Source organism: Pseudomonas sp. GXZC, from assembly GCF_026967615.1.
Taxonomy (GTDB): Bacteria; Pseudomonadota; Gammaproteobacteria; order Pseudomonadales; family Pseudomonadaceae; genus Aquipseudomonas; species Aquipseudomonas azotoformans_A.
Window position 1 is genome coordinate 5285027 of the sequence record NZ_CP114115.1, and the last position, 24444, is coordinate 5309470.

The window sequence follows — 24444 nt, forward strand, 5'->3', positions numbered from 1 at the left end:
CATGACCAGCCCAATCCCCTGCTACCACTGCGCCCTGCCCGTTCCGCCGGGCAGCCGCTTCACCGCAGTGATCCTCGGCGAACGCCGCGAGCTCTGTTGCCCAGGCTGCCAAGCAGTGGCCGAAGCCATTGTGGCCGGCGGCCTGGAAAGCTATTACCAGCACCGTAGCGAAGCCTCGGCCAATCCCGAGGCATTGCCGGTGCAACTGGTGGACGAGCTGGCGCTGTATGACCGCGCCGACGTGCAAAAACCTTTTGTGCGCCACGAAGGCGAACTGGCCGAAGCCACCCTGTTGATGGAAGGCATCAGCTGCGCCGCCTGCGGCTGGTTGATCGAAAAACACCTGCGCAGCCTGCCCGCCGTGGCCGAGGCGCGGCTGAACCTGTCCAACCATCGCCTGCAAGTGCGTTGGGCCGACGGACAACTGCCGCTGAGCCAACTGCTCAGCGAATTGCGTCATATCGGTTACGCCGCTCACCCCTATCAGCCGGACCGCGCCGCCGAGCAATTGGCCAGCGAAAACCGCCTGGCCCTGCGCCAGTTGGGCGTGGCCGGGCTGCTGTGGTTTCAGGCGATGATGGCAACCATGGCCACCTGGCCGGAATTCAATATCGACCTGAGCCCGGAGCTGCACGTGATCCTGCGCTGGGTGGCGATGTTTCTTACAACGCCGATCGTGTTCTACAGCTGCGCACCGTTTTTCAAAGGCGCCATGCGCGACCTGCGCACGCGCCACCTGACCATGGACGTTTCGGTGTCATTGGCCATCGGCGGTGCCTACTTGGCGGGGATCTGGACCGCGATCACCGGCGTGGGCGAGTTGTACTTCGACGCGGTGGGCATGTTTGCGCTGTTCCTGCTGGCCGGTCGCTACCTGGAGCGCCGCGCCCGCGAACGCACGGCGGCCGCCACTGCGCAGTTGGTCAATTTACTGCCCGCCTCATGCCTGCGCCTGAAAGCCGATGGCCAAAGTGAACGCATCCTGCTCCCTGAACTGGCACTGGGCGACCGCGTATTGGTCCACCCTGGCGCCGTGCTGCCAGCAGATGGCGTGATCCTCGATGGGCAATCGAGCATCGATGAGTCCCTGCTGACTGGCGAATACCTGCCGCAACCGCGCCAGACCGGCGACGCGGTCACCGCAGGCACCCTCAACGTCGAGGGCGCGCTGACCGTCGAAGTGCGCGCCTTGGGCCACGACACGCGCTTGTCCGCCATCGTGCGCCTGCTGGAACGGGCCCAGGCCGAGAAACCGCGTCTGGCGCAGATCGCCGACCGTGCCGCGCAGTGGTTCCTGTTGTGCTCGCTGATCGCCGCCGCGTTGATCGGCCTGCTGTGGTGGGAGCTGGATGCCTCGCGAGCGTTCTGGATTGTGCTGGCGATGCTGGTGGCGACCTGCCCCTGCGCGCTGTCCCTCGCCACCCCCACCGCCCTCACCGCCGCCACCGGCACCTTGCACAAACTCGGCCTGTTGCTGACGCGCGGCCATGTGCTGGAAGGCTTGAACCAGATCGACACGGTGATTTTCGACAAGACCGGCACCCTCACCGAAGGGCGCCTGGCGTTGCGGGCCATCCGCCCTCTGGGCAGATTGAGCACCGACCTGTGCCTTAGCCTCGCCGCCGCCCTGGAAAACCGCTCCGAACACCCGATTGCCCGCGCTTTTGGCCGCGCGCCACTGGCCGCCGACGAAGTCATCAGCTCGCCAGGGCTGGGCCTTGAAGGGCGTGTCGGCGAGCGCGTATTGCGCATTGGCCAACCGGGTTTCGTCTGTGAACTCAGTGGTTGCCCAATCCCAGCTGCGCCTGAGCTTTCTGGCCAATGGCTGCTCCTGGGCGACCGCGAAGGCGCGCTGGCCTGGTTCGTCCTCGACGACCGCCTGCGCAGCAACGCGCCGGCCTTGCTAGCTGCGTGCAAGGCGCGTGGCTGGCGCACGCTGTTGCTGTCCGGCGACAGTTCGCCGATGGTCGCCAGCGTCGCCGCCGAACTGGGAATCGACGAAGCCCATGGCGGCTTGCGCCCCGATGACAAGCTGCACGTGCTGCAACAACTGCACAAGGAAGGCCGCAAGGTGCTGATGCTCGGCGACGGGGTCAACGATGTGCCGGTCCTCGCCGCCGCCGATATCAGCGTGGCCATGGGCACCGCTACCGACCTGGCCAAGACCAGCGCCGACGCGGTGCTGCTGTCCAACCGCCTGGACGCCCTGGTACAAGCCTTTACCCTGGCACGGCGCACCCGTCGGGTGATCATTGAAAACCTGCTGTGGGCCGGGCTGTACAATGGCCTTATGCTGCCGTTTGCCGCCCTGGGTTGGATCACCCCGATCTGGGCCGCAGTGGGCATGTCCCTCAGTTCGTTGACCGTGGTGCTCAATGCCCTGCGCCTGACTCGCCTGCCGAGCGCGCCAGCAGCCCGAGCCCCCTCAGTAACCCGCCCGCTGCCGGTGTGAGCCGCACAGCCCTGGAGTGCAGATGCCAGCTTTATACGTGATGATTCCGGCGGCGCTGCTGTTAGTGGGCGTGGCCATCTACATCTTCTTCTGGGCGGTGGACAGCGGCCAGTACGACGACCTCGACGGCCCGGCCCATAGCGTGCTGTTCGACGACCAGGACCCCAACCACCTGGCCGGCGTCGAAGAGGCCAACAACGCCGAACAACCGCCGAAAGACCCGCCCCATGCTTGAACTGGCGCCACTGCTGGTCTCCGCGCTGATCCTCGGCCTGCTTGGCGGTGGCCATTGCCTGGGCATGTGCGGCGGGCTGATGGGCGCGCTGACCCTGGCGATCCCCAAGGAACAGCGCGGCCGCCGGTTTCAACTGCTGCTGGCGTACAACCTGGGGCGCATCTTCAGCTATGCCGCTGCGGGCGTGTTGATCGGCCTGGCCGGTTGGGCAGTGGCCAACAGCCCGGCGGCGATGTTCATGCGCGTACTGGCCGGGTTGCTGTTGATCAGCATGGGCCTGTACCTGGCTGGCTGGTGGAGCGGCCTGACCCGTATCGAAAGCCTCGGGCGCGGCCTGTGGCGCTATATACAGCCAGTCGCCAACCGTTTGCTGCCGGTGTCCAGCGTGCCGCGCGCCTTGCTGCTGGGCGCGCTGTGGGGCTGGTTGCCGTGCGGATTGGTCTACAGCACCCTGCTATGGGCGGCGAGCCAGGGCAATGCGCTGGACAGCGGGTTGCTGATGCTGGCGTTCGGGCTGGGGACCTGGCCGGTGTTGCTGGCGACGGGGTTGGCCGCTGAACGAGTCACGGCGCTTTTACGTAAACGCAGTATTCGGATGGCCGGAGGTTTGCTGGTGATTCTGTTCGGTATCTGGACGTTGCCCGGTCCGCACCAGCACTGGCTAATGGGCCATTAAAGCGCCATGTGGCATAGCGCCGCTCCCCGTTGATGCAAATCAAGATGGCACCTGCGCCACGCCCCTAGACTCGGCCCACTAGCCTATCCGGGGGAACGCCCGCATGCTCGACGCCATTCGTTGGGACACCGATCTGATTCACCGCTACGACCTGGCGGGACCGCGCTACACGTCCTACCCCACCGCCGTACAATTCGACAGCCAGGTCGGCACCTTCGACCTGCTCCACGCCCTGCGCGACAGCCGCAAAGCCGTGCGACCGTTGTCGCTGTACCTGCATGTGCCGTTCTGCGCGAACATCTGCTACTACTGCGCCTGCAACAAGGTCATTACCAAGGACCGTGGCCGCGCCCAGGCCTACCTGCAACGCCTGGAGCAAGAGATCCAACTGGTGGCCTGCCATCTCGACCCGAAACAGCGGGTTGAGCAACTGCATTTTGGCGGCGGCACCCCGACCTTTCTCAGCCACGATGAACTGCGCCAGGTCATGGGCTGCCTGCGCCAGCACTTCAATCTGCTGGATGACGACTCCGGCGACTACGGCATCGAGATCGACCCCCGCGAAGCGGACTGGGCCACCATGGGCCTGCTGCGTGAGCTCGGCTTCAACCGCGTGAGCATCGGCCTGCAAGACCTCGACCCCGAGGTGCAACGGGCGGTGAATCGCCTGCAGAGCCTGGAGGAAACCTGCGCAGTGATCGATGCAGCGCGCACCCTGCAATTTCGCTCGATCAATATCGACCTGATCTACGGCCTGCCCAAGCAAACGCCGATCAACTTCGCACGCACCGTAGAAGAGGTGATCAGGCTGCAACCGGACCGCCTATCGGTGTTCAATTACGCGCATCTGCCGGAGCGTTTCATGCCCCAGCGGCGCATCAACACGGATGAACTCCCCTCCCCCGCGTCAAAACTCTTGATGCTGCAAACCACCATCGAGCAACTGACCCAGGCCGGTTACCGCTACATCGGCATGGACCACTTCGCCCTGCCCGACGACGAGTTGGCCATCGCCCAGGAAGAAGGCACCCTGCAACGCAACTTCCAGGGCTACACCACCCACGGCCATTGCGACTTGATCGGGCTAGGCGTGTCGGCGATCAGCCAGATCGGTGACCTGTACTGCCAGAACAGCAGCGACCTCAACGGCTACCAGAACACCCTGGCCGGCGCGCAACTGGCCACCAGTCGCGGCCTGGTTTGCACCACGGACGATCGGCTGCGGCGGGAAGTGATTCAGCAGTTGATCTGCAATTTCAGCCTGGCATTCGAGACGATCGAGCAGGCCTTCAACATGGATTTTCGCGGGTATTTCGACGACATCTGGCCGCAACTGACGGCGATGGCCGAGGATGGCCTGATCGAACTCGACGCCCAGGGCATTCGTGTATTGCCGGCCGGGCGATTGCTGGTGCGTTCGGTGTGCATGGTGTTCGATGCCTACCTGGAGCACCAGAACAGGCAACGATTTTCACGGGTGATCTGAACCGACGTTACTTCGACGCCAGCCCCATGGCTTGCATCTGCGCCTCAGGTGACTCGTCTTTCAAGGCCTTGGCCAGTTGCGTCTGAGCGGTAGCGAGACCGCCCTGCAAAGCAGACACCGTGGCTTGCAAGTTACCCACCTTGATCTGGCGCTGCTCGGGCGTCATCGAAGAGTCGGCCATGGCGGCGGAAATCTCGGCCATCTTATCGGCTATCTGCTTTTTCAACTCGCGGATCATCTTCAGTATCTGTTTGATGTTGTCTTTCAGATTACTGTCGTCGATGTCCTGATTGGGATTACTGTTGGCCTTGGAGGCCTGGAACGCAGCACTGGAAATGGTCACCGTTACGCCTTCGACCACTTTGGTATCCGGGCTTGCGGTCTTTTCCTCGACCTCTGCAGCCGGCTTCGCGTCCGGCACGGTCGGTACACGAATGGCAGGGTTGTAGGCAGCGATAACAGACATGAGCGGTGGCTCCGACGTGTAGAGATGCCCTTGTATCGACCCCGACACAAAAACCTTTATACCGCTGCCGGTTTTTTGTACAGGCTGGCCTCACGGCCCCCCAGTGCGTTACCCTTACGTCTTATGTGTGTTTTCCCACAAGGATTTAAGAAATGTCCGAGCCAGTTAAACTGCGCGCTCACAGCCAGGCTCATTGCAAGGATTGCAGCCTGGCCCCCCTCTGCTTGCCACTTTCGTTGAATTTGGAAGACATGGATGCGCTGGACGACATCGTTAAACGTGGCCGCCCGCTGAAAAAAGGCGAGTTTCTGTTCCGCCAGGGCGACAAGTTCGATTCCGTTTATGCAGTACGTTCGGGTGCGTTGAAGACATTCAGCCTGAGCGACAGCGGCGAAGAGCAGATCACTGGTTTCCACTTGCCCAGCGAACTGGTGGGCTTGTCGGGCATGGACACCGAGATTCACCCGGTGTCGGCGCAGGCGCTGGAAACGACATCCGTTTGCGAAATCCCCTTCGAACGCCTGGACGAACTGGCCATCCAACTGCCACAACTGCGCCGCCAGTTGATGCGTGTGATGAGCCGCGAGATCCGTGACGACCAGCAAATGATGCTGCTGCTGTCGAAGAAAACCGCCGACGAGCGCATCGCCACCTTCCTGGTCAACCTGTCGGCGCGGTTCCGGGCCCGTGGTTTCTCGGCCAACCAGTTCCGCCTGAGCATGTCGCGCAATGAAATCGGCAACTACCTGGGCCTTGCGGTGGAAACCGTGTCCCGCGTGTTTACCCGCTTCCAGCAGAACGAGCTGATCGCCGCCGAAGGTAAAGAAGTGCATATCCTCGACCCGATCCAGCTGTGTGCGCTGGCGGGTGGCTCGCTGGAAGGTTGATGCAGACACTTGCGGCCGCGCCAACCGGCGAGGCCGCAGGTATACTTCGAGTCCGTTTCCAGCCCCAGGACTCTTCGACGATGACCTTTGATTCGTTCGACATCAAATCCCTGATCCGCCCCGTCATCGACTTCCCCAAGCCTGGGGTGATCTTCCGTGACATCACGCCGTTGTTCCAATCGCCCCGCGCTCTGCGCCTGGTGGCAGACAGCTTTGCCCATCGGTATGTCGAGGCCGAATTCACCCATATCGGCGCGATGGATGCGCGGGGTTTCCTGATCGGTTCGATCATCGCCTACCAACTGAACAAGCCGCTGATCTTGTTCCGCAAGCAAGGCAAGCTGCCAGCTGACGTGCTGGCCGAGGGTTACCAGACCGAGTACGGCGAGGCCTTCCTGGAAGTGCATGCCGACAGCCTGTGCGAGGGCGATTCGGTGCTGATGTTCGATGATTTGATCGCCACCGGCGGCACCCTGATCGCAGCGGCGAACCTGGTGCGGCGCATGGGGGCGACGATCTTCGAAGCGGCGGCGATTATTGATCTGCCGGAGCTGGGCGGTTCGCAGCGCCTGGAAGACATGGGCATCCCGACTTTTTGCCTGACGCAGTTTGCACTGACCGAACAGTGATCAAAGCCCCATCTGCTTGCTGATGATTTCATTCATCACTTCACGGGTGCCACCACCGATGGACAGGATGCGGTTGTCGCGATACAGCCGCTCCACCAGGGCGCCGCGCATGTAACCCTGGCCCCCGAGGATCTGCACGGCGTCATAAGTGACGCGGTCGGCGGTGTCGGTGGCGAGGTTCTTGGCCATGGAAATCTCTTTGATCACGCTGATGCCCGCGGCCATCTTGGCCGCCTGGCGGTAAGTGAATTCCCGTGAAACCTCCACGGCGGTGGCCATCTCCGCCAGGCGATGCTTGATCACCTGGAATTTGCCGATGGGTTTACCGAAGGCTTCGCGCTGCGCAGCCCATTCGAGGCTTTCCTCCAGCGCCATCTGCGCCGTCATGTTGGCCATCAACGCCAGGGCCAGACGCTCGCTCTGGAAGTTGCCCATGATGCAGGCAAAGCCCATGTTTTCAGCGCCGATCAGGTTGCCGACGGGCACGCGGCAATCGTCGAAGAACAATTCAGCGGTGTCCGACGCCCACCAGCCCATTTTTTTCAGGGGCTGGCCGACAGTAAAACCGGGGGTGTCTTTTTCGATCAACAGCAGGCTGATGCCAGCAAAGCCCGGCCCGCCAGTGCGCACGGCCACGGTGTAGAAGTCGGCGCGGCTGCCGCTGGTGATGAAGGTCTTGCTGCCGCTGACGCGGTAATGCTCGCCGTCGCGAATGGCACGGGTTTGCAGGCTGGCCACATCCGAACCGCCACCCGGCTCGGTGACCGCCAGGGCGATGATCTTCTCGCCCGACAGTACTTGCGGGGCGACACGCTCGCGAATCTCTGGACGCGCCCATTTGACGATAGGCGGCAGGCCGATATCCAACGACCCCAACCCCGCCACGACGCCGCCGGAGCCGCAACGCATCAGCTCTTCGCTGGCCGCCACCTTGGCGAACAAATCGCCTTCATGGCTGCCACCCAACGTTTCCGGGTAGCCGATGCCAAGAATCCCCGCCGCACCCGCCTTGAGGTACAGCTCTCGGGGGAAGCTCTCTGCCTCCTCCCACTGTTCGATGCCCGGCAGCATCTCCCGCTCGACGAAGCGACGCACGCTGTCGCGGACCAATTGGTGGCTGGGGTCGAAGTAGTCCTGATAGGCAGACATCGGCAAGCTCCACGGTGAGGTGGAGCGAACTTACCAAGCGCTTGCTTGGTTATCAAGCCATCCGTCAGAGGGCGATAGGTTTGCGACCAGCAAAGGAATGCGCCAGCGTGCCGCCATCCACTAACTCCAACTCGCCGCCCAACGGTACGCCGTGGGCGATACGCGAGGTGATCAGGCCTTTGTTGGTCAGCAATTGCGCGATGTAGTGCGCGGTCGCCTCACCTTCCACCGTCGGGTTGGTGGCCAGGATCACTTCGGTAAACGTGCCCTGCTCTTCGATGCGTGCCACCAACTGCGGAATACCGATGGCTTCCGGGCCCAGGCCGTCCAGCGGCGACAGGTGGCCCTTGAGCACGAAGTAGCGACCGCGATAGCCGGTCTGCTCCACCGCGTACACATCCATCGGTCCTTCGACAACACACAGCAGCGTATCGTCGCGGCGCGGGTCGGCGCACTGCGGGCAGAGTTCTTCTTCAGTGAGGGTGCGGCACTGGCGGCAGTGGCCGACACCGGTCATGGCCTGGCTCAAGGCCTGGGCCAACCGGGCGCCGCCGCTGCGATCACGCTCCAGCAGTTGCAGCGCCATACGCTGGGCGGTTTTCTGGCCGACACCCGGCAAAATGCGCAGGGCGTCGATCAGTTGGCGAATCAGGGGGCTGAAGCTCATGGGCGAAGGGTCCGACAAAACAACGAGACGCGGTTTATACCCGCGCCCCGGATAAGCGTCAAATGCGCACGACCAACTTGCCGAAGTTGCGCCCTTCCAACAGACCGATAAAGGCTTCGGGCGCCTGCTCCAGGCCCTCGACCACGTCCTCACGGAACTTGATCTTGCCGTCACGCACCCACGGCGCCATGGCGCTGAGGAATTCGGGTTGGCGATCACCGTAGTCATCGAACACGATAAAGCCCTGGATACGTACGCGCTTGGTCAGCAAGGTCCGTTGCAGCGCCGGCAGCCGGTCCGGGCCGCTGGGGGGTTGATGGGCGTTGTAACCAGCGATGAGCCCACACAGTGGAATCCGGGCCTTGGGATTGAGCAAGGGCACCACGGCGTCGAACACCTTGCCGCCGACGTTCTCGAAATAGATGTCCACACCCTTGAAGCATGCCTGGGCCAATTCATCGGCGAAGTGTTCACTTTTGTGGTCGATGCAGGCATCGAAGCCCAACTCATCCACCACGTAGCGGCACTTGTCGGCGCCTCCGGCGATGCCGACCACGCGCAAGCCCTTGAGCTTGGCCACCTGCCCCACCACCGAGCCCACCGCGCCAGACGCCGCGGCGACGACCAGGGTTTCCCCGGTTTTGGGCTGGCCGATGTCCATCAGGCCCATGTAGGCGGTCATGCCCGGCATGCCCAGCACTCCGAGGGCCATGGACGGGCTGGTCAGGCCCTTGGGCACCGGCATCAGGTTACGGCCATCGGAAATGCTGTGGCTCTGCCAACCGGTCGAGCCGACCACCAGGTCGCCCACTTCAAATTTCGGATTACGCGATTGCTCGATACGGCTGACAGCCCCGCCGGTCATCACTTCATCGATTTCTACCGGCGCGGCGTAGGACGGTGCGTCGCTCATGCGCCCGCGCATGTAAGGGTCCAAGGACAGGTACAACGTCTTCAGCAGGACCTGGCCGTCGGCCAACTCCGGCAAATTCACGCGTTCCAGGCGGAAGTTTTCCGGGGTCGGTGCGCCCTGGGGGCGTGAGACCAGGACAATGCGCTGGTTCAGGGTCGGTTCTTGAGGCATGAAGGGGCTCCTTTATCGAATCCATCGGTATAGGGTGCAGACCATGCGTGCCGTGCCAGGGTTCGATCAGATTTGGCACAAACAAAAATGCCAGGCACGAGGCCTGGCATTGGAGTCTAGCTAACGCTACCGGATCAGAACGGCAGCTTCATGCCCGGTGGCAATTGCATGCCAGCGGTCACACCGCCCATTTTTTCCTGGCTGTTGGCTTCGATCTTGCGCACGGCGTCGTTGACCGCCGCAGCGAACAAGGCTTCGAGCATTTCCAGGTCATCCTCACCGACGCCAGGCAATACGCTTGGGTCGATGCTCACGCGCTTGATGTCGTGACGACCGGTCATCACCACGCTGACCATATCGCCACCGGCTTTACCGGTGACTTCGGCGTTGGCCAGTTCTTCCTGCATCTTGGCCATCTTTTCCTGCATCTGCTGCGCCTGCTTCATCAGGCCGGCCATGCCACCTTTCATCATGGGAATCACCTCAAAGTACGTGGGTCAAGTTAGTAGCCCGGTTTATGACGCCTGGGGCACCGGGGCTTCGACAGGTTCAATAGTATCGTGACGGACGACCGCACCGAACTGTTGCATCATTTGCTGGATGAGCGGATCACCATGGATCGAGTCCTCGGCCTCACGCTGGCGGTTGATACGCCGGCGCGTCGCGGCCTGGGCCGGGGTTTCCTGCTCGGGCTTGATCAGCTCGATGGCAATGGTCAGCGTGCGCTCATGGTACTGGTTCAGTGCGTCATTCAGGCGACGTTGCTGGGTCGCGTTGAACAGGGCGCTGTGGGCCGGGTCCAGGTGCAACAGCCAGTGATCGCCGTCGATGGAAATCAGCGTGCAGTTGGCGGCGATGCTACCGGTCATGCCGGAAATCGGCAGCTTCGGAAACAATTCCAGCCATTGCAGGGCCAGGCCGGTGGCCGGCGCGGCAGCGGGTTCCGCCTCGGGCTCGGGGGCCGGTTCGGCGGTGTGTTCGCTGGCCAAGTCGTCCAGGTAGCTGTAGGCCGAATCCATGTCCGGCTCGATGTAGTCTTCGTCCAGCGGCGGTTCGTCGTCGAGGTCGATGCCCGGCGTGGCGGCTTCCACCTGGGCCACGGTCGGCTCGGGAACCGGCGCGGACACCCATTCAGGCGCGTCCGGCACCACACTGTCCGGGGTCGGCGTAGGCATCGGGGTCAACTCGGGCTGCTCGCCGGTGGTTTCCAGCACGGGCTCCATGGCGGGCGCTTGCTCGGCTTCGACTTCAGCGTCTACCGGGTCATTCCAAGGCAGGTCTACGACCGATTCAGGTTCGACAATGGGCTCCGGCTCGGGCACCGGCGCAGCGACCACAGGCTCAGGCTCGGGCACCGGAGCGGCCGGCGCAGGCGCAGCAACCACTGGCGCGACCACCGCCGCGCCAGCCACTGGTTTGGCGGAATCAACTGTGGCCCGGCTGATCCCCACTGGCTTTAGCGGCTGTCTCGGCGCATCGGCCGAGTCGGCGGGCCGGAACGCCAGCATCCGCAGCAGCACCATTTCAAAGCCACCCCGCGGGTCGGGCGCCAGGGGCAGGTCACGGCGGCCGATCAGGCCCATTTGGTAATAGAACTGCACATCTTCGGCCGGCAATGCCTGGGCCAGGGCCAACACTCGGTCGCGGTCGCCATGGCCGTTGTCGACACCCTCAGGCAGGGCCTGGGCGATGGCGACACGGTGCAGCACATTGAGGATCTCCGAGAGCACGCCGTTCCAGTCCGGGCCTTGCTCCGACAGGTGGCGCACAGCTTCGAGCAACGCCTTGGCGTCGCCTTCGATCAGCGCGTGCAGCACGTCGAATACCTGGCCGTGGTCGAGGGTGCCAAGCATGGCGCGCACGTCGGCGGCCATGACTTTGCCTTCACCAAAGGCAATGGCCTGGTCGGTGAGGCTCATGGCGTCACGCATCGAGCCATCGGCGGCGCGGCCGAGCAGCCACAGCGCGTCGTCTTCGAACGGTACGTTCTCGACGCCCAGCACGTGGGTCAAATGCTCGACCACCCGCTCGGGGGTCATGTTTTTCAGGGAGAACTGCAGGCACCGCGACAGAATCGTTGCAGGAAGTTTCTGCGGATCGGTGGTGGCCAGGATGAATTTGACGTAGGGCGGCGGCTCTTCCAGGGTTTTCAACAGGGCGTTGAAGGAATGGCTGGAGAGCATGTGCACTTCGTCGATCAGGTAGACCTTGAAGCGGCCGCGGCTGGGCGCGTACTGCACGTTGTCGAGCAGCTCGCGGGTGTCTTCGACCTTGGTGCGGCTCGCGGCGTCGATCTCGATCAGGTCGACAAAGCGCCCTTCGTCGATTTCCTTGCACACCGAGCAGGTGCCGCATGGCGTGGAAGTGATACCGGTTTCACAGTTCAGGCATTTGGCGATGATGCGCGCAATGGTGGTCTTGCCCACCCCTCGCGTACCGGTGAACAGGTAGGCGTGGTGCAACCGCTGGCTGTCCAAGGCGTTGATCAGAGCCTTGAGCACATGGGTCTGGCCGACCATTTCGCGGAACGAGCGCGGACGCCATTTACGTGCAAGAACCTGATAACTCATCGAAAACCGTCGCAACTGGGAAACAGAAGCCGGTAATGCTAGCGGAGCAAGGGGGAAATTGCATCCGGCACGCTTGCCTAATCTGACTAAGCTCTTGTGACTGGCCCCAAAAAGGCCTGAACCCGGAGAGCTTATGCGCGCAGTCCTGGGCGTTTTATGGATGATTGCCACGGCCAGCCTTGCAGCGCCCGCACCGCTGCGCTTCTCGGTTTCCGACAGTTGGGCGATGCCCATGGTGCAACTGGAAGATGGCCGGCCTACCCAGGGCATTTTGTATGACGTGATGTTAAGCCTGGCCACCCAGGTCGGCCGCCCGGCGCAATTTCACGTATTGGCACGGGCGCGCATCTCCAGCGCCATGGAGCACGGTGATATCGATGTGCGCTGTTATGTCACCCAGGCCTGGGTCGACGACCAGTCCGGCGACTACACCTGGAGCATTCCGCTGATGGTGCAGCGAAACCTGTTGGTCAGCACGCACATTCCGCCGCAGCCGATACACATCGACCAACTCGCACCACAAGCCATCGGCACCGTGCTCAATTACCGCTACGCCACCCTCGACCCGCTGTTTGCCGGCGGCCAGCTCAGCCGCGACGATGCGCGCAGCGAAGAGCAGGTGCTGCACAAACTGGTGGCCGGGCGTTTCAAGTTCGCGGTGATCAATGAATGGATACTCGATCGCTTCAACCAGCGGATGCCGGTGGGCAAACGCCTGCACAAGGTGGCTGTGATCGATGAACAGAGCCTTGGCTGCACCGTGCGCAATGACCCGAACGTGCCGGTGCAGTTGATCCTGCGCACCTTGTTACGGATGAAGATGTCGGGCGAGATCGACCAGATCATCCAGCTCTACACCGGTGAGACTCCTGACAGGAACTGACAGCACCGCCTTATAGACTCGGCTCCCTCACAACACGCCCTTCCAAGGAGCCAGCATGCACACCGTCGCCCATTACTTTTTGCTCTACGTCGACAGCCCGGCCACCAGCGCCAACTTCTATAGCCGCCTGCTGGACAAGCCGCCGGTGGAGCTCAACCCGACCTTCGCTCTGTTCATTCTCGACAGTGGCGTGAAGCTGGGCCTGTGGTCGCGCCATACCGTGGAACCCGCCGCGCAGCTCACGGGCGGTGGCGGTGAAGTGGGGATGTCCCTGGCCGACAAGGCCGCCGTGGATGCCCTGCACGACCAGTGGGTAGCACGTGGCGCGACGATCATCCAGTCACCGACCACCCTGGATTTCGGCTACACCTTCGTCGCCCAGGACCTCGACGGCCACCGGCTGCGCGCGTTTTGCCTGAGCGAGTGACCGCCAGCGCCCTTCCAGGCTGATGGCGGCCACGCTGGCCAGCACGATCACACCGCCCAGCACCACTTGCAGGGCGATGTGCTCGCCCAGCAGCGTCGCCGCCATCGTCATGGCCACGGGCGGGATCAGGTACATCGCCACCGAGGCGCGGCTGACCTCGACATGTTTCAACACATAACCCCAGGCCAGGTACGCCAGGGCACTGGGAAATATCCCGAGCACCAGCACCGCGAGGTTTTCCGGCAACGGCGCCTGCATTACGGCGGCGGGCAGACCTGGCAGGTTCACACAGAGCATCAGCGTGCCGGCCCACACCATGTAGCACGCCATGGTCAGCGGGCTGTAGCGATGGGCGTAGTGTTTCTGGATGGCGAAGTACAGGCTCCACGACACCGCCGCCAGCAGGATCAACAGGCCACGCGGGTCGATATCGCCCAGGCCGTGATCGCCCCAGATCACCACCAGCACACCCAGCAGGCCGAGCAACACACAGCTCCAGCGCCAGAGGCTGACCCGTTCCTTCAAGCAGAAAAATGCGATCAGCACGCTGAACAGCGGCGCCGATTGCGCCAACACGCTGGACGCCGCCGCCGTGACGAATTGCTGTCCGTAATTCAGGCTGGTGTGATGCAGGAACACCCCGAAAAAACTCAACACCAACAGCCACGGCAGATCCCGCAGACGTGGCCGACCAATGCCCATCACCAGCGCCACACCGGCCATGAACACCGAGGCGATCAAGAACCGCAGCAGCGCCAACTGGCCAGGGCTGTAGCTGTGCAGCCCCATGTGCACACCAATCGGCGAATAGGCCCAACAGAGGATGACGCTGGCGATGACTAGCGTAAGCTTCAGGGGTGACGGGGTGTTCATCGACGGCATCCGAAAACTGAGAAGGAATGCCGTCAGTCTTGGCCCGCACAAGGCGTAGGACAATTAAGCGTTTCTGACTTCTGAAATCACTGGAACTGAGCAATGGAACTGGCCCAACTGAAAATGGTGCGAGCCGTGGCGCAAACCGGCAGCGTGGCCCAGGCCGCCGTGCAACTGCATTGCGTGCCGTCCAACATCACCACACGGATCAAGCAACTGGAAAGCGAGTTGGGCACGCCGCTGTTCATCCGCGCGGGCCGTGGGTTGGCGATCAGTGCGGCGGGGGAGATTTTCCTCGAATACTGCGAACGCATCCTCGCCCTGGTGGACGAATCCAAACGCGCCGTGGACGCCAACGCCATTCCCCGTGGCACCCTGCGCATCGGCGCGGTGGAGTCCAGCGCCAGTGGCCGCCTGCCGCCGCTGTTGGCGGAGTATCACCGGCGCTACCCGGATGTCAGCCTGGAATTGGTGACCGGCGCCTGGGGCGAGTTGCTCGATGACCTGCAACACCATCGCCTGGATGTGGCGCTGGTGGCCGCCGGCAACAAACGCGCAAAGCTCGACCACAGCGTGGTCTACAGCGAGCGCCTGGTGCTGATCGCCAGCGCCTCCAGCGAACCGATTCGCAGCGCCGAAGACCTGGCTGGCCGCACCTTGCTGGTGTGGCCACCGGGCTGCCCCTATCGGGCGGCGCTGGAGAACTGGGTCAAGCCCCACGCCTTCAAGCCGACCATTGCCAGCTATGCCAGTTGGGGCACGATCATTGGTTGCGTGAGTGCCGGGATCGGCGTGGCGCTGGCGCCGGAAGGCATCCTGGCCCGCTATGAGCAGGCCAATCAGCTGGCGTCGTACCGGTTCGATGAACTGCAGGCGGTGGACAACCTGCTGTTCTGGCACAAGGACACCCAGCGGCATCTGGCGCGAGATGCATTTGCTGGATTGTTGCGTGAAACCTTCGGCTGATCAGCTTTTAGGGGCCGCCAAACGCGCGTACTGGTCCTGGCTGATCCAGCCAGTAAACGAGCGGTCATCGGCATTGATGAACTCGATCTGGGCCCAGCCATCCTTGAAGGCCAGCACACCGACCACGTCATTCTTGACGATGTAGGGGCGCTTGGCGGCCTTGGCACTCGGGTTCTTCAACAGGTAGGCCTTGGCGGCCGACACCTTCACCAGGCCGATCCATTTCGTGCTGGCGGTCTGGGTCAAGTCCAGTCCGGTAGCGATCTCCGGCATTAGCACATTAAGGCAGCCGGGGTGCTGACGGCCTTCCGCCACGGTCAGGGTCACGCCGTCGGATGAAGGCGCCACGCTGCCGGGATAAGCCTCATCGAGCCAGGTGGTCAGCGCGGCGGGCTTGCCTTGCAGGTAGAACGCGCAGCTGCGGGTCACGCCCTCGCCCATCGCTTCCGAGTAATAGCCTTCCACCTGGTGCTCAGGCGTCACCGCCAGCATCAGCCCTTCGTACTTGCCAGAATGCAACGCAGGCGAACCAGCAAATGCGGGGACAACGGCGCACAACGACAACACACCTACCGCTAGAAAACGCATCATTTTATTTTTTCCCTTCAAGTTTCTCGTAGGCTTTTTGCATAAGGACGTCATAGTTGCCGTAGTCCTCGCCGTTATAGTTACGCGCCATGCCGGTGAAATCTTTGCTTTTCATGGCTTTCATCAATGCCGGGCTCTTGCTGCAAAAACCGAGGAACGCCTTTAGTTGGTTGCCGGCATTCACTTTTAATGCCGCCGAAAATTCAAACACGGTCTTGTAACCGCAGGACGCGTAGTTGAAGCCCATGATCTGAAACATGCCCCAGGACGCCGACATCAACGCGGCTTCCTGATCCAGCGCAAAGGCGGTGGCCATGGTGTCCCAGGCCTTGGCCTGGTCCTTGTTATTGGCCTGCCACTGCGGCCCGGCCTTTTTCTTGTAGGGGTAGGACAGCAGCGGATGCGCCTGGTCGTAAATGTGCTTGGTGTACTTGCGAAACAGGTGCCCTTCAAACGCGATCACCGGTAACTTGGCTGGCCCGAAGCCCGAACGCCCACCGGACTCCACGGTGGCGAATGCCTTGATGATATTCACCGAAATACCGCCGCCCAACTGCGTGGCGGCATTCTGGAAATCGCTCTCGCTGAGGGTCATGCCCCCGTCGCACGTGGCCTGGAGCATCAACTGGCGGTTGCGCTTCTCGGCCTCGATCATCGCGCGCATGCGGTCCAGGTACACATTGACCGTGGCCTGTACCGCATCGCCCTGGTTGTTACCGAACACATTCAGGAAAGTCGGGATGCGCATGCTCGGAAAGGCCTTGACCGGCACCTTCACCGCCTCTTCGATCAGGCTGTTGAAGGTTTTACCGGTCGGGTCGATCACTCCATCGGGGTGCGCATATTTGAGATGACGGAACTGGTACTGGCTGATGCACTGCACCAACTGGCCATCGCACTTACCGTTTTCGGTCAGTGGAAAACCCAGTTTTGGAATGATCAGATTGAATAAATATTGGATGCACTGCACATCGGCGGGCAAGTTGCGGGCTTTACCGGGCGCACCTACCGAAGCACTGATAAGACGGGGCAACCCTTGCAGGCTTTTCATCAAAGACATCCTTGTTAGTTAAAGAAGTGATGGCACTTCAATATCAACTCCGCACCTTGTCATACTCTGAAACAAGTGGCTGGCGGAAACTAACAAGGTGGTTTTAGGTTGTCCAGAGCGACCGCTGAAAGTTGTGAAACAGCCGAATTAAATAAATCAGTAACCGTGGAATTCGCGGGTTTTCTGATAGGTGTGGAAATCAATCCACTCAACCACGTCGTAAGGCAGGTACAGCTGCACCCGAGCCCGTGAAATGGCGATGTACACCGCACACAGTCGCTGGTCGAACGCATAGGCGTCCTTGAACTTCACGTTGGTCAACAACTCTGGCGTCAGTAACACGCGGTCGAACTCCATGCCGCCCGCCTCCTCCGCCAACATCAGCAGGCAGCGTTTGCCGGGGACGCCGCTGAGGCGGTTCAAACGCGTGATATCAGCGACGTTGAAGCCTTTTTCCAGCTCGCTCTCGACCCACAGGAACGACTCGTCGTACTGGCTGGCATCGCGCACCTGTTGCCAGTCATCCATGTCACTGAAGTACGCATGGGGACCATTGTCGTTGTGCTCGTTGCTGTAGAACTCCGGCTTGAACAGCGCGATGACGCTGATCATGAAGCGTTGCAGATCCTGTTGCGCGGCACTGTCGAAGAAGCCAAACGGGCAGTTGGCCTGTTGCAACTGGATGGCCCATTTCATGGTGTCCCAAGGGGACGCGGTCAGCACCACGCAGCCTTCGGGCGGCACGAAGCCCTGGGGGTAATGCTCAATGCCGACGTCGGCATCCCGTGCGCCTTCGAAGGGCGTCTTGCCCTTCTGCGAGTGCACGCTGATCAGCGGGTTGACCAGGCGCTCGACGTTGCGGCCCGAACGCACCGAGTAATTGATATCGGTGTGCCGGACTTCACGCTTGCGCCTGACCATCACACCGCTGGCCAATTGGTACTCATCGCCTAAGGTGATCAGCACTTGGCGACCACGCTCGATAATCTGCAACAACGAAGGCGGAATGTCCTGGCTTTCATCGATCAGCACATGGGTGTAGCGAGGCGGCACCACGCATCCATCGAGGCTTGCGCGTTTTATCAGCAACAGCGCTGCAAAGGCCGTCTGACCGGTCCATTGCGGGTTGGCTTGAACGTACGTCCACAACCGGCTGGAATACTCCAGCAACGCCTGGGCATCCACGCTGGACAGAGGCTGTTTGAAATGCGGCAAATGCCGGGCCGACAGACTGTGATGGTTGGAGTGGCAATAGCTGTCGAGCACCTTCAGGCAGATATCGAGCGTGGCCGCGCCATCGTGTCCGCGCCAGCCATGGATATTCAGGGTCTGCGACACTTCGTGTTTGCCGGGCAACCGGGCCGGCGTGGCCTGCGCGGCGGGGCGCTGCCCTTGCAAGAGTGCCTTGGCGAAGGCGGCAAAGGTCGAACCGGTCTTACTGTCCTTGGCCAGCCCCATGCGTTCACGCAAAGTCGCGAGTTTTGCCCCCGTGCGGGCCAATATCAGGGTCTGGGCCGGCCGCAGGCACTCCATCAAAGCGCCGAGCAAGTGGCTCTTGCCAATGCCGGCGTAGCCTTGAACATGCAGGTCTTCATTGAGGTTGGCGCGGAAGGTCCGCACCAGCTTGTCCTGGGCCGGGCTGAGCCAGCGCTCGCGGTGCCGGGGCGTGACCATCTGCTGGCTGAACGGATCGTTGTTGCGCAAATGGCGGACCTTGTAGCCGATATCCCATTTACCCGTAGGCAGCAGGTAATCCCGCGCCGCGACTTCTTCAGCCGAGAGCAGGCGCAGATTGACGGTTTTAAGGGCATTGAAGCCGAAGTACAGCTTGCGCGGATCGAACAGCCGCTGGGCTTCGGACAACAACGTGGCGGCGCCCTCTGCCTGGGAATCCACCGACCAATCGAGCAACTTGGCCAAGATGCGCTCGGCAGCCGCACACGTCAGGTCCTTTTGCGCCGCCTGGGCCAGGTTCTGGATCACCAGCACGGCGGCCAGCTCGGGGTTCGTCAGGCCGACCAGGGCCTTGGCAGCGTCCGCGCCGAGCAGGGCCGTGCAGGTTTCCTCCGTGACAGGCAGGAAGACGGGGCTGGATAAATCAAAGTGTTCCGGTTGCATAACGCCTCGCCGCCAGGGAATCAGGCATTGCCCTGACCGCCCAGTTCAAACCGATACTCCCCCAGGGAGCCCGACATTCCGCCGCAATGAGGACCCGCGTCAGCCGTAGCGGCCATCGCGCTGACCTGCTGCTGGAGTTCGAAAACCGCCATATCCAGTAGCCGGCGCAGGTCGTCGGCGCTCTGTGCGGCCACATTCAATTGCAGCGTGTAGGCACCTGTAAGGGGCGGCGCTGCTGGATCGGCGGGCGGTGCGGGCTCGTTGGCCACCTCCCCCGTCCGGATCATTTCCGCCTGGCTGAGGATTTCCGCGTGCTCGTCGTCCATAAGGTCCAGCACCCGCGACAATTCCAGGGTCTGTTCAGGATGGGATTGAATGCGGTCCTTGATCTCCAGGCGCCGCATCTGCCACTCCCGCAGCTTTTCGCGCGTGAGGTCGTCGACTTTTTCCACGTGTGTTGTCTCCGGATGCCAGGCACTGGAGTATGCCGCCATGGACTGCTCGATGGCAGATGGCTTGAATGCATTTTTTGAATTGAATTTAAGGAGGTGTTGCAAGGAAGAGCGTTATGGAGGCAACCCCACCAGCCACACCCCGGCACACAATGTTCCCGCTGTGGCTGCTGCCTTCCGGCTCTGACCAGGTTCACGGGTAATCGTTGCGGGGGGACCGATGGGGTCGGGGGGTCAAGCTTTTGAGCTTGTAAAATATCACCCGTGCGGACCAACCGCATGGACAGTCGAAACTTGGGGTGTAGCCAGCACTGTACAACGTCGCTGTACAACACAGGTGTACAACATGGCCTTCATAACCCGTCGCGGGGCCGTCTATTATCTTAATCTCAAGCTACCCCAGCATCTCTTTCCAAGGTGTCACACTTTACGTTTGAGCCTGAACATCCGGCACCGGCAGAGCGCATTGTTCCTTGCTGCATCTCTGGCCCAGCGAGTGCATAAGCACTTATCAGAACACCCCCTGGATGGCTTTCAAACGCTGCGTAGGCTGTGTTCGGAGTGGCGTGATTCAGCACCCATGCCGACCATCCAAAATGCATCACGGAAGCCACCAGCGATTACCGTGAAGTGCAATGTGGACGGACCTACACTGACTACCCTGTCCAAGCTGTATATCGAAGAAGGAAAACGTGGCGGAACGTGGCGTGAGGTCAGCACACACGAAGTTGAACGTGCATTACGAGATTTGTTCGAGCTGATGGGCGATATGCCTGCATTTGAGTTCGATGTGCATCAGGCCCGACTGTTAAAGGATCGCCTGAGCCGTTGCCCCCAATACTTCGCTCTGCTACCCCAGTTCAAGGGCAAGACGTTAACTCAAGTGATCGACTCTGGTGGCACGTACAAAACCATCACCGCCGTGACTGTTAACAACCGTTTACGTAAACTCTCGGCATTCATGAATTGGTGCAAGTCCAATGGTTACGTTACCGACAATCCATTGTCGGGACTCAAGATGATGACGGGTTCGGCCAAAGATGCACGACTGTCGTTTGACCAACGCGACCTGAGCACCCTTCTCGACCTAAATGCACTCAAAAAAGAATCACGTAAGCATCCATGGCGGTTCTGGCTTCCATTGCTTGGTAGGTTCACCGGCGCCCGGCTGGAAGAGCTTTGCCAGTTGCACGTTACCGACTTCATCACGCTGCAAGGATTCGAGTGCATTCGGATTGACGACCGTCACCAATCCCAAAACCTGAAGAACAGCAGTAGTCGCCGAACTCTCCCAATCCATCCAACGCTGATTCAGCTTGGACTGCTTGATCACGTGAATAATCAGCGTATCCAAAGCTCAGATCGTTTGTTCCCAGAGCTGGAACTTGTTCGTGGAAAGCTAGGCCATGCGCCGTCAAAGTGGTTTAGTCGGTACCGGATAAAAATGGGTGTCACCGACCCGAAGAAAACCTTTCACAGCTTCCGCCACACAATGATCGATGATCTTAGGGATGCTGGAGTGCAAGACTCCCTGATCAAGCGTATCGCCGGACATGAAGACAGTAGTATTACCTTTCGTGTTTATGGAAGCAGGCTACCGATAAAAGCGATGCTAAAAGCTCTGACCTACATACAGTGATGAACGCCGCGTAAAAACCGCAGTGATCTGACTGAACATCATCGAAGTATTCTTACAATGCTTCACCCATAGCTATGAGCAATGGGTGAAGCAAGTCGGCAGATCAATTTTATAAAACCATCAAAAACAACCAATTAACCAACCTCGCAAACCATCTAGCCACTTACATCATTTACCAGACCATTTGTATCAAACACAACTAACGCAACCAGTACCTCCCCACTATTAAGTTAGAAATTCACAACCATACAAGTCGATCCAAGTTTATTCAGCCTGAATGTTTAGAATGGCACCCGCCGTATTGTATAGTTGCCTCATCGAATGAATAACAAGCGCACCAAACATTCGAACGCACGTTCGGCGATCAACGACACCCTACAACCGAAACAAATCACTGGAAAACTAATGAACAAGAAAATCATTCATACATCTATTGCAACACCTGGCACAGGTAAAACGATGGCAGCAATTGCCGCTATCCCTGGAATGCTTGGTTGTGGAAAAAAAATTATCTACGCTGCACCAACACTTGCACTTGCAGATCAGGTCTTTAAAGACATCCGCAGAATCTGTAGTTCTCTTGAACCGATCATTATTGATTCTCGATGCGAAGGATCAGCGGAAGCAAACTTGAACAAAATGCTGAACCCGAAAGAAAATGCCAATTTAATTATCTGTCAGCACGCCACCTTCCAAAGATGTTCAACAAACCACTTGAACGCATGGACAATTATCATCGATGAGTTACCTATGCCCATTAGCCTTCGACACATGACCTTCGATCCAGTACAGCTCAAGCGATTGGACCTTATTGAAAAAATTGACAATCAAATTAAAATCAAGAAAAACATGTACGAAGCCATCAAAAATGAAGTAACCACCTTTGAAAAATCTAACAGTCCTGGAAACAACAAAACTGATACAACCTTGTCCGCAGCCGCCAAAGACGTCTACAAAGCAGCCTTAAACAAACTTCCTGTTTTTGCTGACACATATTATTTAGGGGATGGAAAAACCGTTAAAAAAACAGTGATTCGAATCATTGAAGAATACGGCTTTTTTGAGCGCTTCCATATGGCACAAGAAGTACATCTTTTGTCGGCCACGCTCAGGGGTTCGTTATTCGATTGGTTTGCAAAAGCCAAAGGGTTCACGTATGTCCAATCATACTTTGCTCCCACAGCTACTGACAACAATAAAACCGTGACCATCTACCCGATGTTATCTGATAAGAATTACTGTTCACGTGGAGTATTGGACTCATTGGACAGCTCATCCAACGACGGGTACAAAGTTTTGCAATCTATGACCAATTTAATTGACAAGCAATTGGCCACACGAGAATCATGCCTGATGTTCGCGTACGAATGGGGGAAAAATGCCCACAGCAGTAAGTTTAGACAGTGTAAAATTGACAGTCGCGGACTTAATAACTTCACAGATACACATTCCGCATTTACCGCATTTCACGGAAATCCAAATCCACTCGCATATAAATCACTTGAATACATTGCAAACAAATACAATAGATCAATGAGTGAACTGCAAACGGCCTGGAAATTCACGTACAAACTGGAAATGACTTTGCAGAATGTCTTTCGGACCTCGTTACGAAGCAAAACAATTGATGAACCGGTCAAGCTGTATGTTCAGGATAACGAAACCGCTTATTACTTGAAAAGTACATACCTTCCAAATGCAAATATTGACGACAGCTTGGCCAAAACCTACAAGGAAAAGAAAAAACCTGGACCATCACCACATCCAGAACGTGAAAGAGCTATTATCATGCTTCAAGCTGGTATGAAGCAGGCGGTAGTTGCACGGGCAACCAAACTGGATAAGATGACCATCTGCAAATATGCGAAAGCTATTCGGCAGATCAAATCTGGGGAAAACAGTGCAACCACTACCCATACCCTTGAGCAGTGGTTGTAAGTCCGAAACTTAAACCCGTCAAAAGTAAATAGTTTCCTTAATATTATAAGATATCCGTTTACAGAACCACCCACACCGTAGGTGCTTCCGAAGCAAAGCGAGGAAGAGACAGGCAGCGTTTAGAAACGGCAATTCGATTTGGATGACTGAGCTTTATGCTCGCCTACCGGCTTCGCATGAACTACGTTCCCGTGACAGTTTTTTGGCTGAGCCATTCATCTTATTCAGGAAGCCTACACCTTTGACAAGTTAAACTTAAACAGTGAATGTGCATAACTCCAATACATATTCACATACATAATAGATCATGAAGACCTATCAAAACCCGACCATTCAAGACAACCCTAGATACTTCAACCAAACCTCTGGACTTGTATTTTTTGGTTCACCCCATAGATCTTGCTTCTTGTACTGTTCACTTCCTTCAGAACCCTCTTAACCAATGGGACTGTTAAATATACAGATAACAACACCACAGGAAGTTTCACGCTAGGAGTGCGTACAAGACATTACAGAAACAATGGCGCGCGGAGCACGCCACTGGCAAGGCCTTGACTTTAATGTGAGTTACAGCCCCTCCACAGGGGCTTGTAGCACCACCACAGTATAAGTATCATGCATCCAGCACCAAATCCCACCAACTGAAAAAACGTGGAAACTCAGTAGCCATAGAATCTTACACCGTTCCGATTGCTTTCAAACAGCACATATAACCCAACACTTGCCCATGCATAATTGAAAATCAAAACCGCGTTACAGACTTAAGTCTTCCGGTGTAAATAACATGCGAAACAATCGATATCTCGCTATATCTTCTGGCTTCATTCCCTGCATTTCAGCCAATCGACCAATGTTTTTGACTGCCGCTACTGCTGATGTATCAAATGGTTCATCGCCACTAGTTTTAGCTATGCTGACCGATCTAAGAGTACCGTCTGGCTTCATACCAATTTCCAGTTCAACTACCATTCCCTTCCTTGCTGATGGTGGTCGTGTCCAGCCTTCAGCAGAACGAGCTTTGATCAGTTCGTCAAAGTTCGCCCCCATATCAATCTCATTGATCAATTCAGGCGCATATCGCGAAGTGGCAACACTAGGTGGAAACGCCAAGCAGCTTCTTAGATATATCCCGACCCCAAACTCAACCCATCGACACTGAAAGTAAAGTTCTTGACCTGCATCAAAATTGGCAGCGAACTCATTGACGT

General features: G+C 59.0%; 22 protein-coding genes, 1 other RNA gene and 1 pseudogene. 11 read left to right on the forward strand and 13 right to left on the reverse strand.

The window, feature by feature from the left end; translation table 11 throughout:
* Position 1: 1 nt before the first annotated feature.
* The 4 genes from OZ428_RS24840 (at position 2) to hemN (ending at position 4849) form a co-directional block, all read left to right on the forward strand.
* Positions 2-2452 (forward strand): heavy metal translocating P-type ATPase, encoded by a 2451-nt coding sequence (locus OZ428_RS24840; RefSeq protein WP_269131632.1) that lies wholly within the window; start codon positions 2-4, stop codon positions 2450-2452.
* A 22-nt stretch (positions 2453-2474) separates the two neighbouring features.
* Positions 2475-2687 carry a cbb3-type cytochrome oxidase assembly protein CcoS gene (ccoS, locus tag OZ428_RS24845; protein ID WP_269131633.1) on the forward strand — a complete coding sequence of 71 codons (213 nt, stop codon included), beginning with the start codon at positions 2475-2477 and terminating at the stop codon, positions 2685-2687.
* Complete coding sequence (locus OZ428_RS24850) at positions 2680-3363, forward strand: sulfite exporter TauE/SafE family protein (RefSeq protein WP_033900566.1); 684 nt, start codon at positions 2680-2682, stop codon at positions 3361-3363. The genes ccoS and OZ428_RS24850 overlap by 8 nt, the downstream gene beginning before the upstream one ends.
* A 103-nt stretch (positions 3364-3466) precedes the next feature.
* On the forward strand, positions 3467-4849 hold the full coding sequence (gene hemN / locus OZ428_RS24855) for an oxygen-independent coproporphyrinogen III oxidase (RefSeq protein WP_269131634.1): 1383 nt from the start codon (positions 3467-3469) through the stop codon (positions 4847-4849).
* A gap of 7 nt (positions 4850-4856) precedes the next feature.
* On the opposite strand, the gene OZ428_RS24860 is transcribed toward hemN, so the two are convergent.
* Positions 4857-5315, reverse strand: coding sequence for a hypothetical protein (locus OZ428_RS24860; RefSeq protein WP_269131635.1), 459 nt, complete (start codon positions 5313-5315; stop codon positions 4857-4859).
* Between the two features lie 152 nt (positions 5316-5467).
* Between OZ428_RS24860 and fnr the strand changes: the two genes are divergently transcribed.
* Entirely contained in the window at positions 5468-6202 is a 735-nt protein-coding gene (fnr, locus tag OZ428_RS24865; protein ID WP_033900561.1) for a fumarate/nitrate reduction transcriptional regulator Fnr, read from the forward strand.
* Positions 6203-6282: 80 nt separating this feature from the next.
* The gene (locus OZ428_RS24870) at positions 6283-6831 is read left to right on the forward strand and encodes an adenine phosphoribosyltransferase (RefSeq protein WP_016979301.1); all 549 of its coding nucleotides are present in this window, start codon (positions 6283-6285) and stop codon (positions 6829-6831) included.
* Here the strand turns inward: OZ428_RS24870 and OZ428_RS24875 are convergent, their stop codons facing one another.
* The 5 genes from OZ428_RS24875 to dnaX form a co-directional block, all read right to left on the reverse strand.
* Positions 6832-7980 (reverse strand): acyl-CoA dehydrogenase family protein, encoded by a 1149-nt coding sequence (locus OZ428_RS24875; RefSeq protein WP_269131636.1) that lies wholly within the window; start codon positions 7978-7980, stop codon positions 6832-6834.
* A gap of 64 nt (positions 7981-8044) precedes the next feature.
* Positions 8045-8647, reverse strand: coding sequence for a recombination mediator RecR (gene recR / locus OZ428_RS24880; protein WP_028617479.1), 603 nt, complete (start codon positions 8645-8647; stop codon positions 8045-8047).
* Between the two features lie 58 nt (positions 8648-8705).
* Positions 8706-9731 (reverse strand): NADP-dependent oxidoreductase, encoded by a 1026-nt coding sequence (locus OZ428_RS24885; RefSeq protein WP_269131637.1) that lies wholly within the window; start codon positions 9729-9731, stop codon positions 8706-8708.
* A gap of 134 nt (positions 9732-9865) precedes the next feature.
* Positions 9866-10204, reverse strand: coding sequence for a YbaB/EbfC family nucleoid-associated protein (locus tag OZ428_RS24890; protein ID WP_003175481.1), 339 nt, complete (start codon positions 10202-10204; stop codon positions 9866-9868).
* A 42-nt stretch (positions 10205-10246) separates the two neighbouring features.
* The gene (gene dnaX, locus OZ428_RS24895) at positions 10247-12301 is read right to left on the reverse strand and encodes a DNA polymerase III subunit gamma/tau (protein WP_269131638.1); all 2055 of its coding nucleotides are present in this window, start codon (positions 12299-12301) and stop codon (positions 10247-10249) included.
* 133 nt (positions 12302-12434) lie between these two features.
* Here dnaX and OZ428_RS24900 point away from each other — a divergent pair, with 133 nt between their 5' ends.
* Complete coding sequence (locus OZ428_RS24900) at positions 12435-13184, forward strand: substrate-binding periplasmic protein (protein WP_269131639.1); 750 nt, start codon at positions 12435-12437, stop codon at positions 13182-13184.
* A gap of 55 nt (positions 13185-13239) precedes the next feature.
* Positions 13240-13611: a VOC family protein gene (locus OZ428_RS24905; RefSeq protein ID WP_061449232.1), complete on the forward strand. Its 372-nt coding sequence runs from the start codon at positions 13240-13242 to the stop codon at positions 13609-13611.
* Here OZ428_RS24905 and OZ428_RS24910 read toward each other — a convergent pair.
* On the reverse strand, positions 13525-14484 hold the full coding sequence (locus tag OZ428_RS24910; RefSeq protein ID WP_269131640.1) for a DMT family transporter: 960 nt from the start codon (positions 14482-14484) through the stop codon (positions 13525-13527). The two genes, OZ428_RS24905 and OZ428_RS24910, sit on opposite strands and share 87 nt — an antisense overlap.
* 102 nt (positions 14485-14586) lie before the next feature.
* Here OZ428_RS24910 and OZ428_RS24915 point away from each other — a divergent pair, with 102 nt between their 5' ends.
* Positions 14587-15450 (forward strand): LysR family transcriptional regulator, encoded by an 864-nt coding sequence (locus OZ428_RS24915; RefSeq protein WP_178951814.1) that lies wholly within the window; start codon positions 14587-14589, stop codon positions 15448-15450.
* Here the strand turns inward: OZ428_RS24915 and OZ428_RS24920 are convergent, their stop codons facing one another.
* The 5 genes from OZ428_RS24920 to ffs form a co-directional block, all read right to left on the reverse strand.
* Entirely contained in the window at positions 15451-16041 is a 591-nt protein-coding gene (locus OZ428_RS24920) for a hypothetical protein (RefSeq protein ID WP_269131641.1), read from the reverse strand. It abuts the gene before it with no gap.
* Between the two features lies 1 nt (position 16042).
* Positions 16043-17089 (reverse strand): N-acetylmuramidase family protein, encoded by a 1047-nt coding sequence (locus OZ428_RS24925; protein ID WP_269131642.1) that lies wholly within the window; start codon positions 17087-17089, stop codon positions 16043-16045.
* 156 nt (positions 17090-17245) lie between these two features.
* On the reverse strand, positions 17246-19207 hold the full coding sequence (locus tag OZ428_RS24930) for an AAA family ATPase (RefSeq protein ID WP_269131643.1): 1962 nt from the start codon (positions 19205-19207) through the stop codon (positions 17246-17248).
* A gap of 20 nt (positions 19208-19227) precedes the next feature.
* Positions 19228-19659, reverse strand: a complete 432-nt coding sequence (locus OZ428_RS24935; protein WP_269131644.1) for a hypothetical protein — start codon at positions 19657-19659, stop codon at positions 19228-19230.
* A 126-nt stretch (positions 19660-19785) separates the two neighbouring features.
* Positions 19786-19882: signal recognition particle sRNA small type (gene ffs, locus OZ428_RS24940), an RNA gene on the reverse strand.
* Positions 19883-20005: 123 nt separating this feature from the next.
* Between ffs and OZ428_RS24945 the strand changes: the two genes are divergently transcribed.
* Entirely contained in the window at positions 20006-21298 is a 1293-nt protein-coding gene (locus OZ428_RS24945; protein ID WP_269131645.1) for a site-specific integrase, read from the forward strand.
* 405 nt (positions 21299-21703) lie between these two features.
* Positions 21704-23236, forward strand: coding sequence for a DEAD/DEAH box helicase (locus OZ428_RS24950; RefSeq protein ID WP_269131646.1), 1533 nt, complete (start codon positions 21704-21706; stop codon positions 23234-23236).
* Positions 23237-23989: 753 nt separating this feature from the next.
* Here the strand turns inward: OZ428_RS24950 and OZ428_RS24955 are convergent.
* Positions 23990-24271, reverse strand: a pseudogene (locus OZ428_RS24955) (TonB family protein); the annotation flags it as partial.
* Between the last annotated feature and the right edge of the window lie 173 nt (positions 24272-24444).

Excerpts from the sequence above, each read along its gene's own strand:
- OZ428_RS24910 (WP_269131640.1), bottom strand. The coding sequence starts at position 14,484 with ATGAACACCCCGTCACCCCTGAAGCTTACGCTAGTCATCGCCAGCGTC.
- OZ428_RS24840 (WP_269131632.1), top strand. The coding sequence starts at position 2 with ATGACCAGCCCAATCCCCTGCTACCACTGCGCCCTGCCCGTTCCGCCG.
- hemN (WP_269131634.1), top strand. The coding sequence starts at position 3,467 with ATGCTCGACGCCATTCGTTGGGACACCGATCTGATTCACCGCTACGAC.
- OZ428_RS24890 (WP_003175481.1), bottom strand. The coding sequence starts at position 10,204 with ATGATGAAAGGTGGCATGGCCGGCCTGATGAAGCAGGCGCAGCAGATG.
- OZ428_RS24860 (WP_269131635.1), bottom strand. The coding sequence starts at position 5,315 with ATGTCTGTTATCGCTGCCTACAACCCTGCCATTCGTGTACCGACCGTG.
- fnr (WP_033900561.1), top strand. The coding sequence starts at position 5,468 with ATGTCCGAGCCAGTTAAACTGCGCGCTCACAGCCAGGCTCATTGCAAG.
- OZ428_RS24905 (WP_061449232.1), top strand. The coding sequence starts at position 13,240 with ATGCACACCGTCGCCCATTACTTTTTGCTCTACGTCGACAGCCCGGCC.
- OZ428_RS24885 (WP_269131637.1), bottom strand. The coding sequence starts at position 9,731 with ATGCCTCAAGAACCGACCCTGAACCAGCGCATTGTCCTGGTCTCACGC.
- OZ428_RS24900 (WP_269131639.1), top strand. The coding sequence starts at position 12,435 with ATGCGCGCAGTCCTGGGCGTTTTATGGATGATTGCCACGGCCAGCCTT.
- OZ428_RS24930 (WP_269131643.1), bottom strand. The coding sequence starts at position 19,207 with ATGCAACCGGAACACTTTGATTTATCCAGCCCCGTCTTCCTGCCTGTC.
- dnaX (WP_269131638.1), bottom strand. The coding sequence starts at position 12,301 with ATGAGTTATCAGGTTCTTGCACGTAAATGGCGTCCGCGCTCGTTCCGC.
- recR (WP_028617479.1), bottom strand. The coding sequence starts at position 8,647 with ATGAGCTTCAGCCCCCTGATTCGCCAACTGATCGACGCCCTGCGCATT.
- OZ428_RS24915 (WP_178951814.1), top strand. The coding sequence starts at position 14,587 with ATGGAACTGGCCCAACTGAAAATGGTGCGAGCCGTGGCGCAAACCGGC.
- OZ428_RS24870 (WP_016979301.1), top strand. The coding sequence starts at position 6,283 with ATGACCTTTGATTCGTTCGACATCAAATCCCTGATCCGCCCCGTCATC.
- ccoS (WP_269131633.1), top strand. The coding sequence starts at position 2,475 with ATGCCAGCTTTATACGTGATGATTCCGGCGGCGCTGCTGTTAGTGGGC.
- OZ428_RS24920 (WP_269131641.1), bottom strand. The coding sequence starts at position 16,041 with ATGATGCGTTTTCTAGCGGTAGGTGTGTTGTCGTTGTGCGCCGTTGTC.
- OZ428_RS24850 (WP_033900566.1), top strand. The coding sequence starts at position 2,680 with ATGCTTGAACTGGCGCCACTGCTGGTCTCCGCGCTGATCCTCGGCCTG.
- OZ428_RS24950 (WP_269131646.1), top strand. The coding sequence starts at position 21,704 with ATGAACAAGAAAATCATTCATACATCTATTGCAACACCTGGCACAGGT.
- OZ428_RS24925 (WP_269131642.1), bottom strand. The coding sequence starts at position 17,089 with ATGAAAAGCCTGCAAGGGTTGCCCCGTCTTATCAGTGCTTCGGTAGGT.
- OZ428_RS24875 (WP_269131636.1), bottom strand. The coding sequence starts at position 7,980 with ATGTCTGCCTATCAGGACTACTTCGACCCCAGCCACCAATTGGTCCGC.
- OZ428_RS24945 (WP_269131645.1), top strand. The coding sequence starts at position 20,006 with ATGGCCTTCATAACCCGTCGCGGGGCCGTCTATTATCTTAATCTCAAG.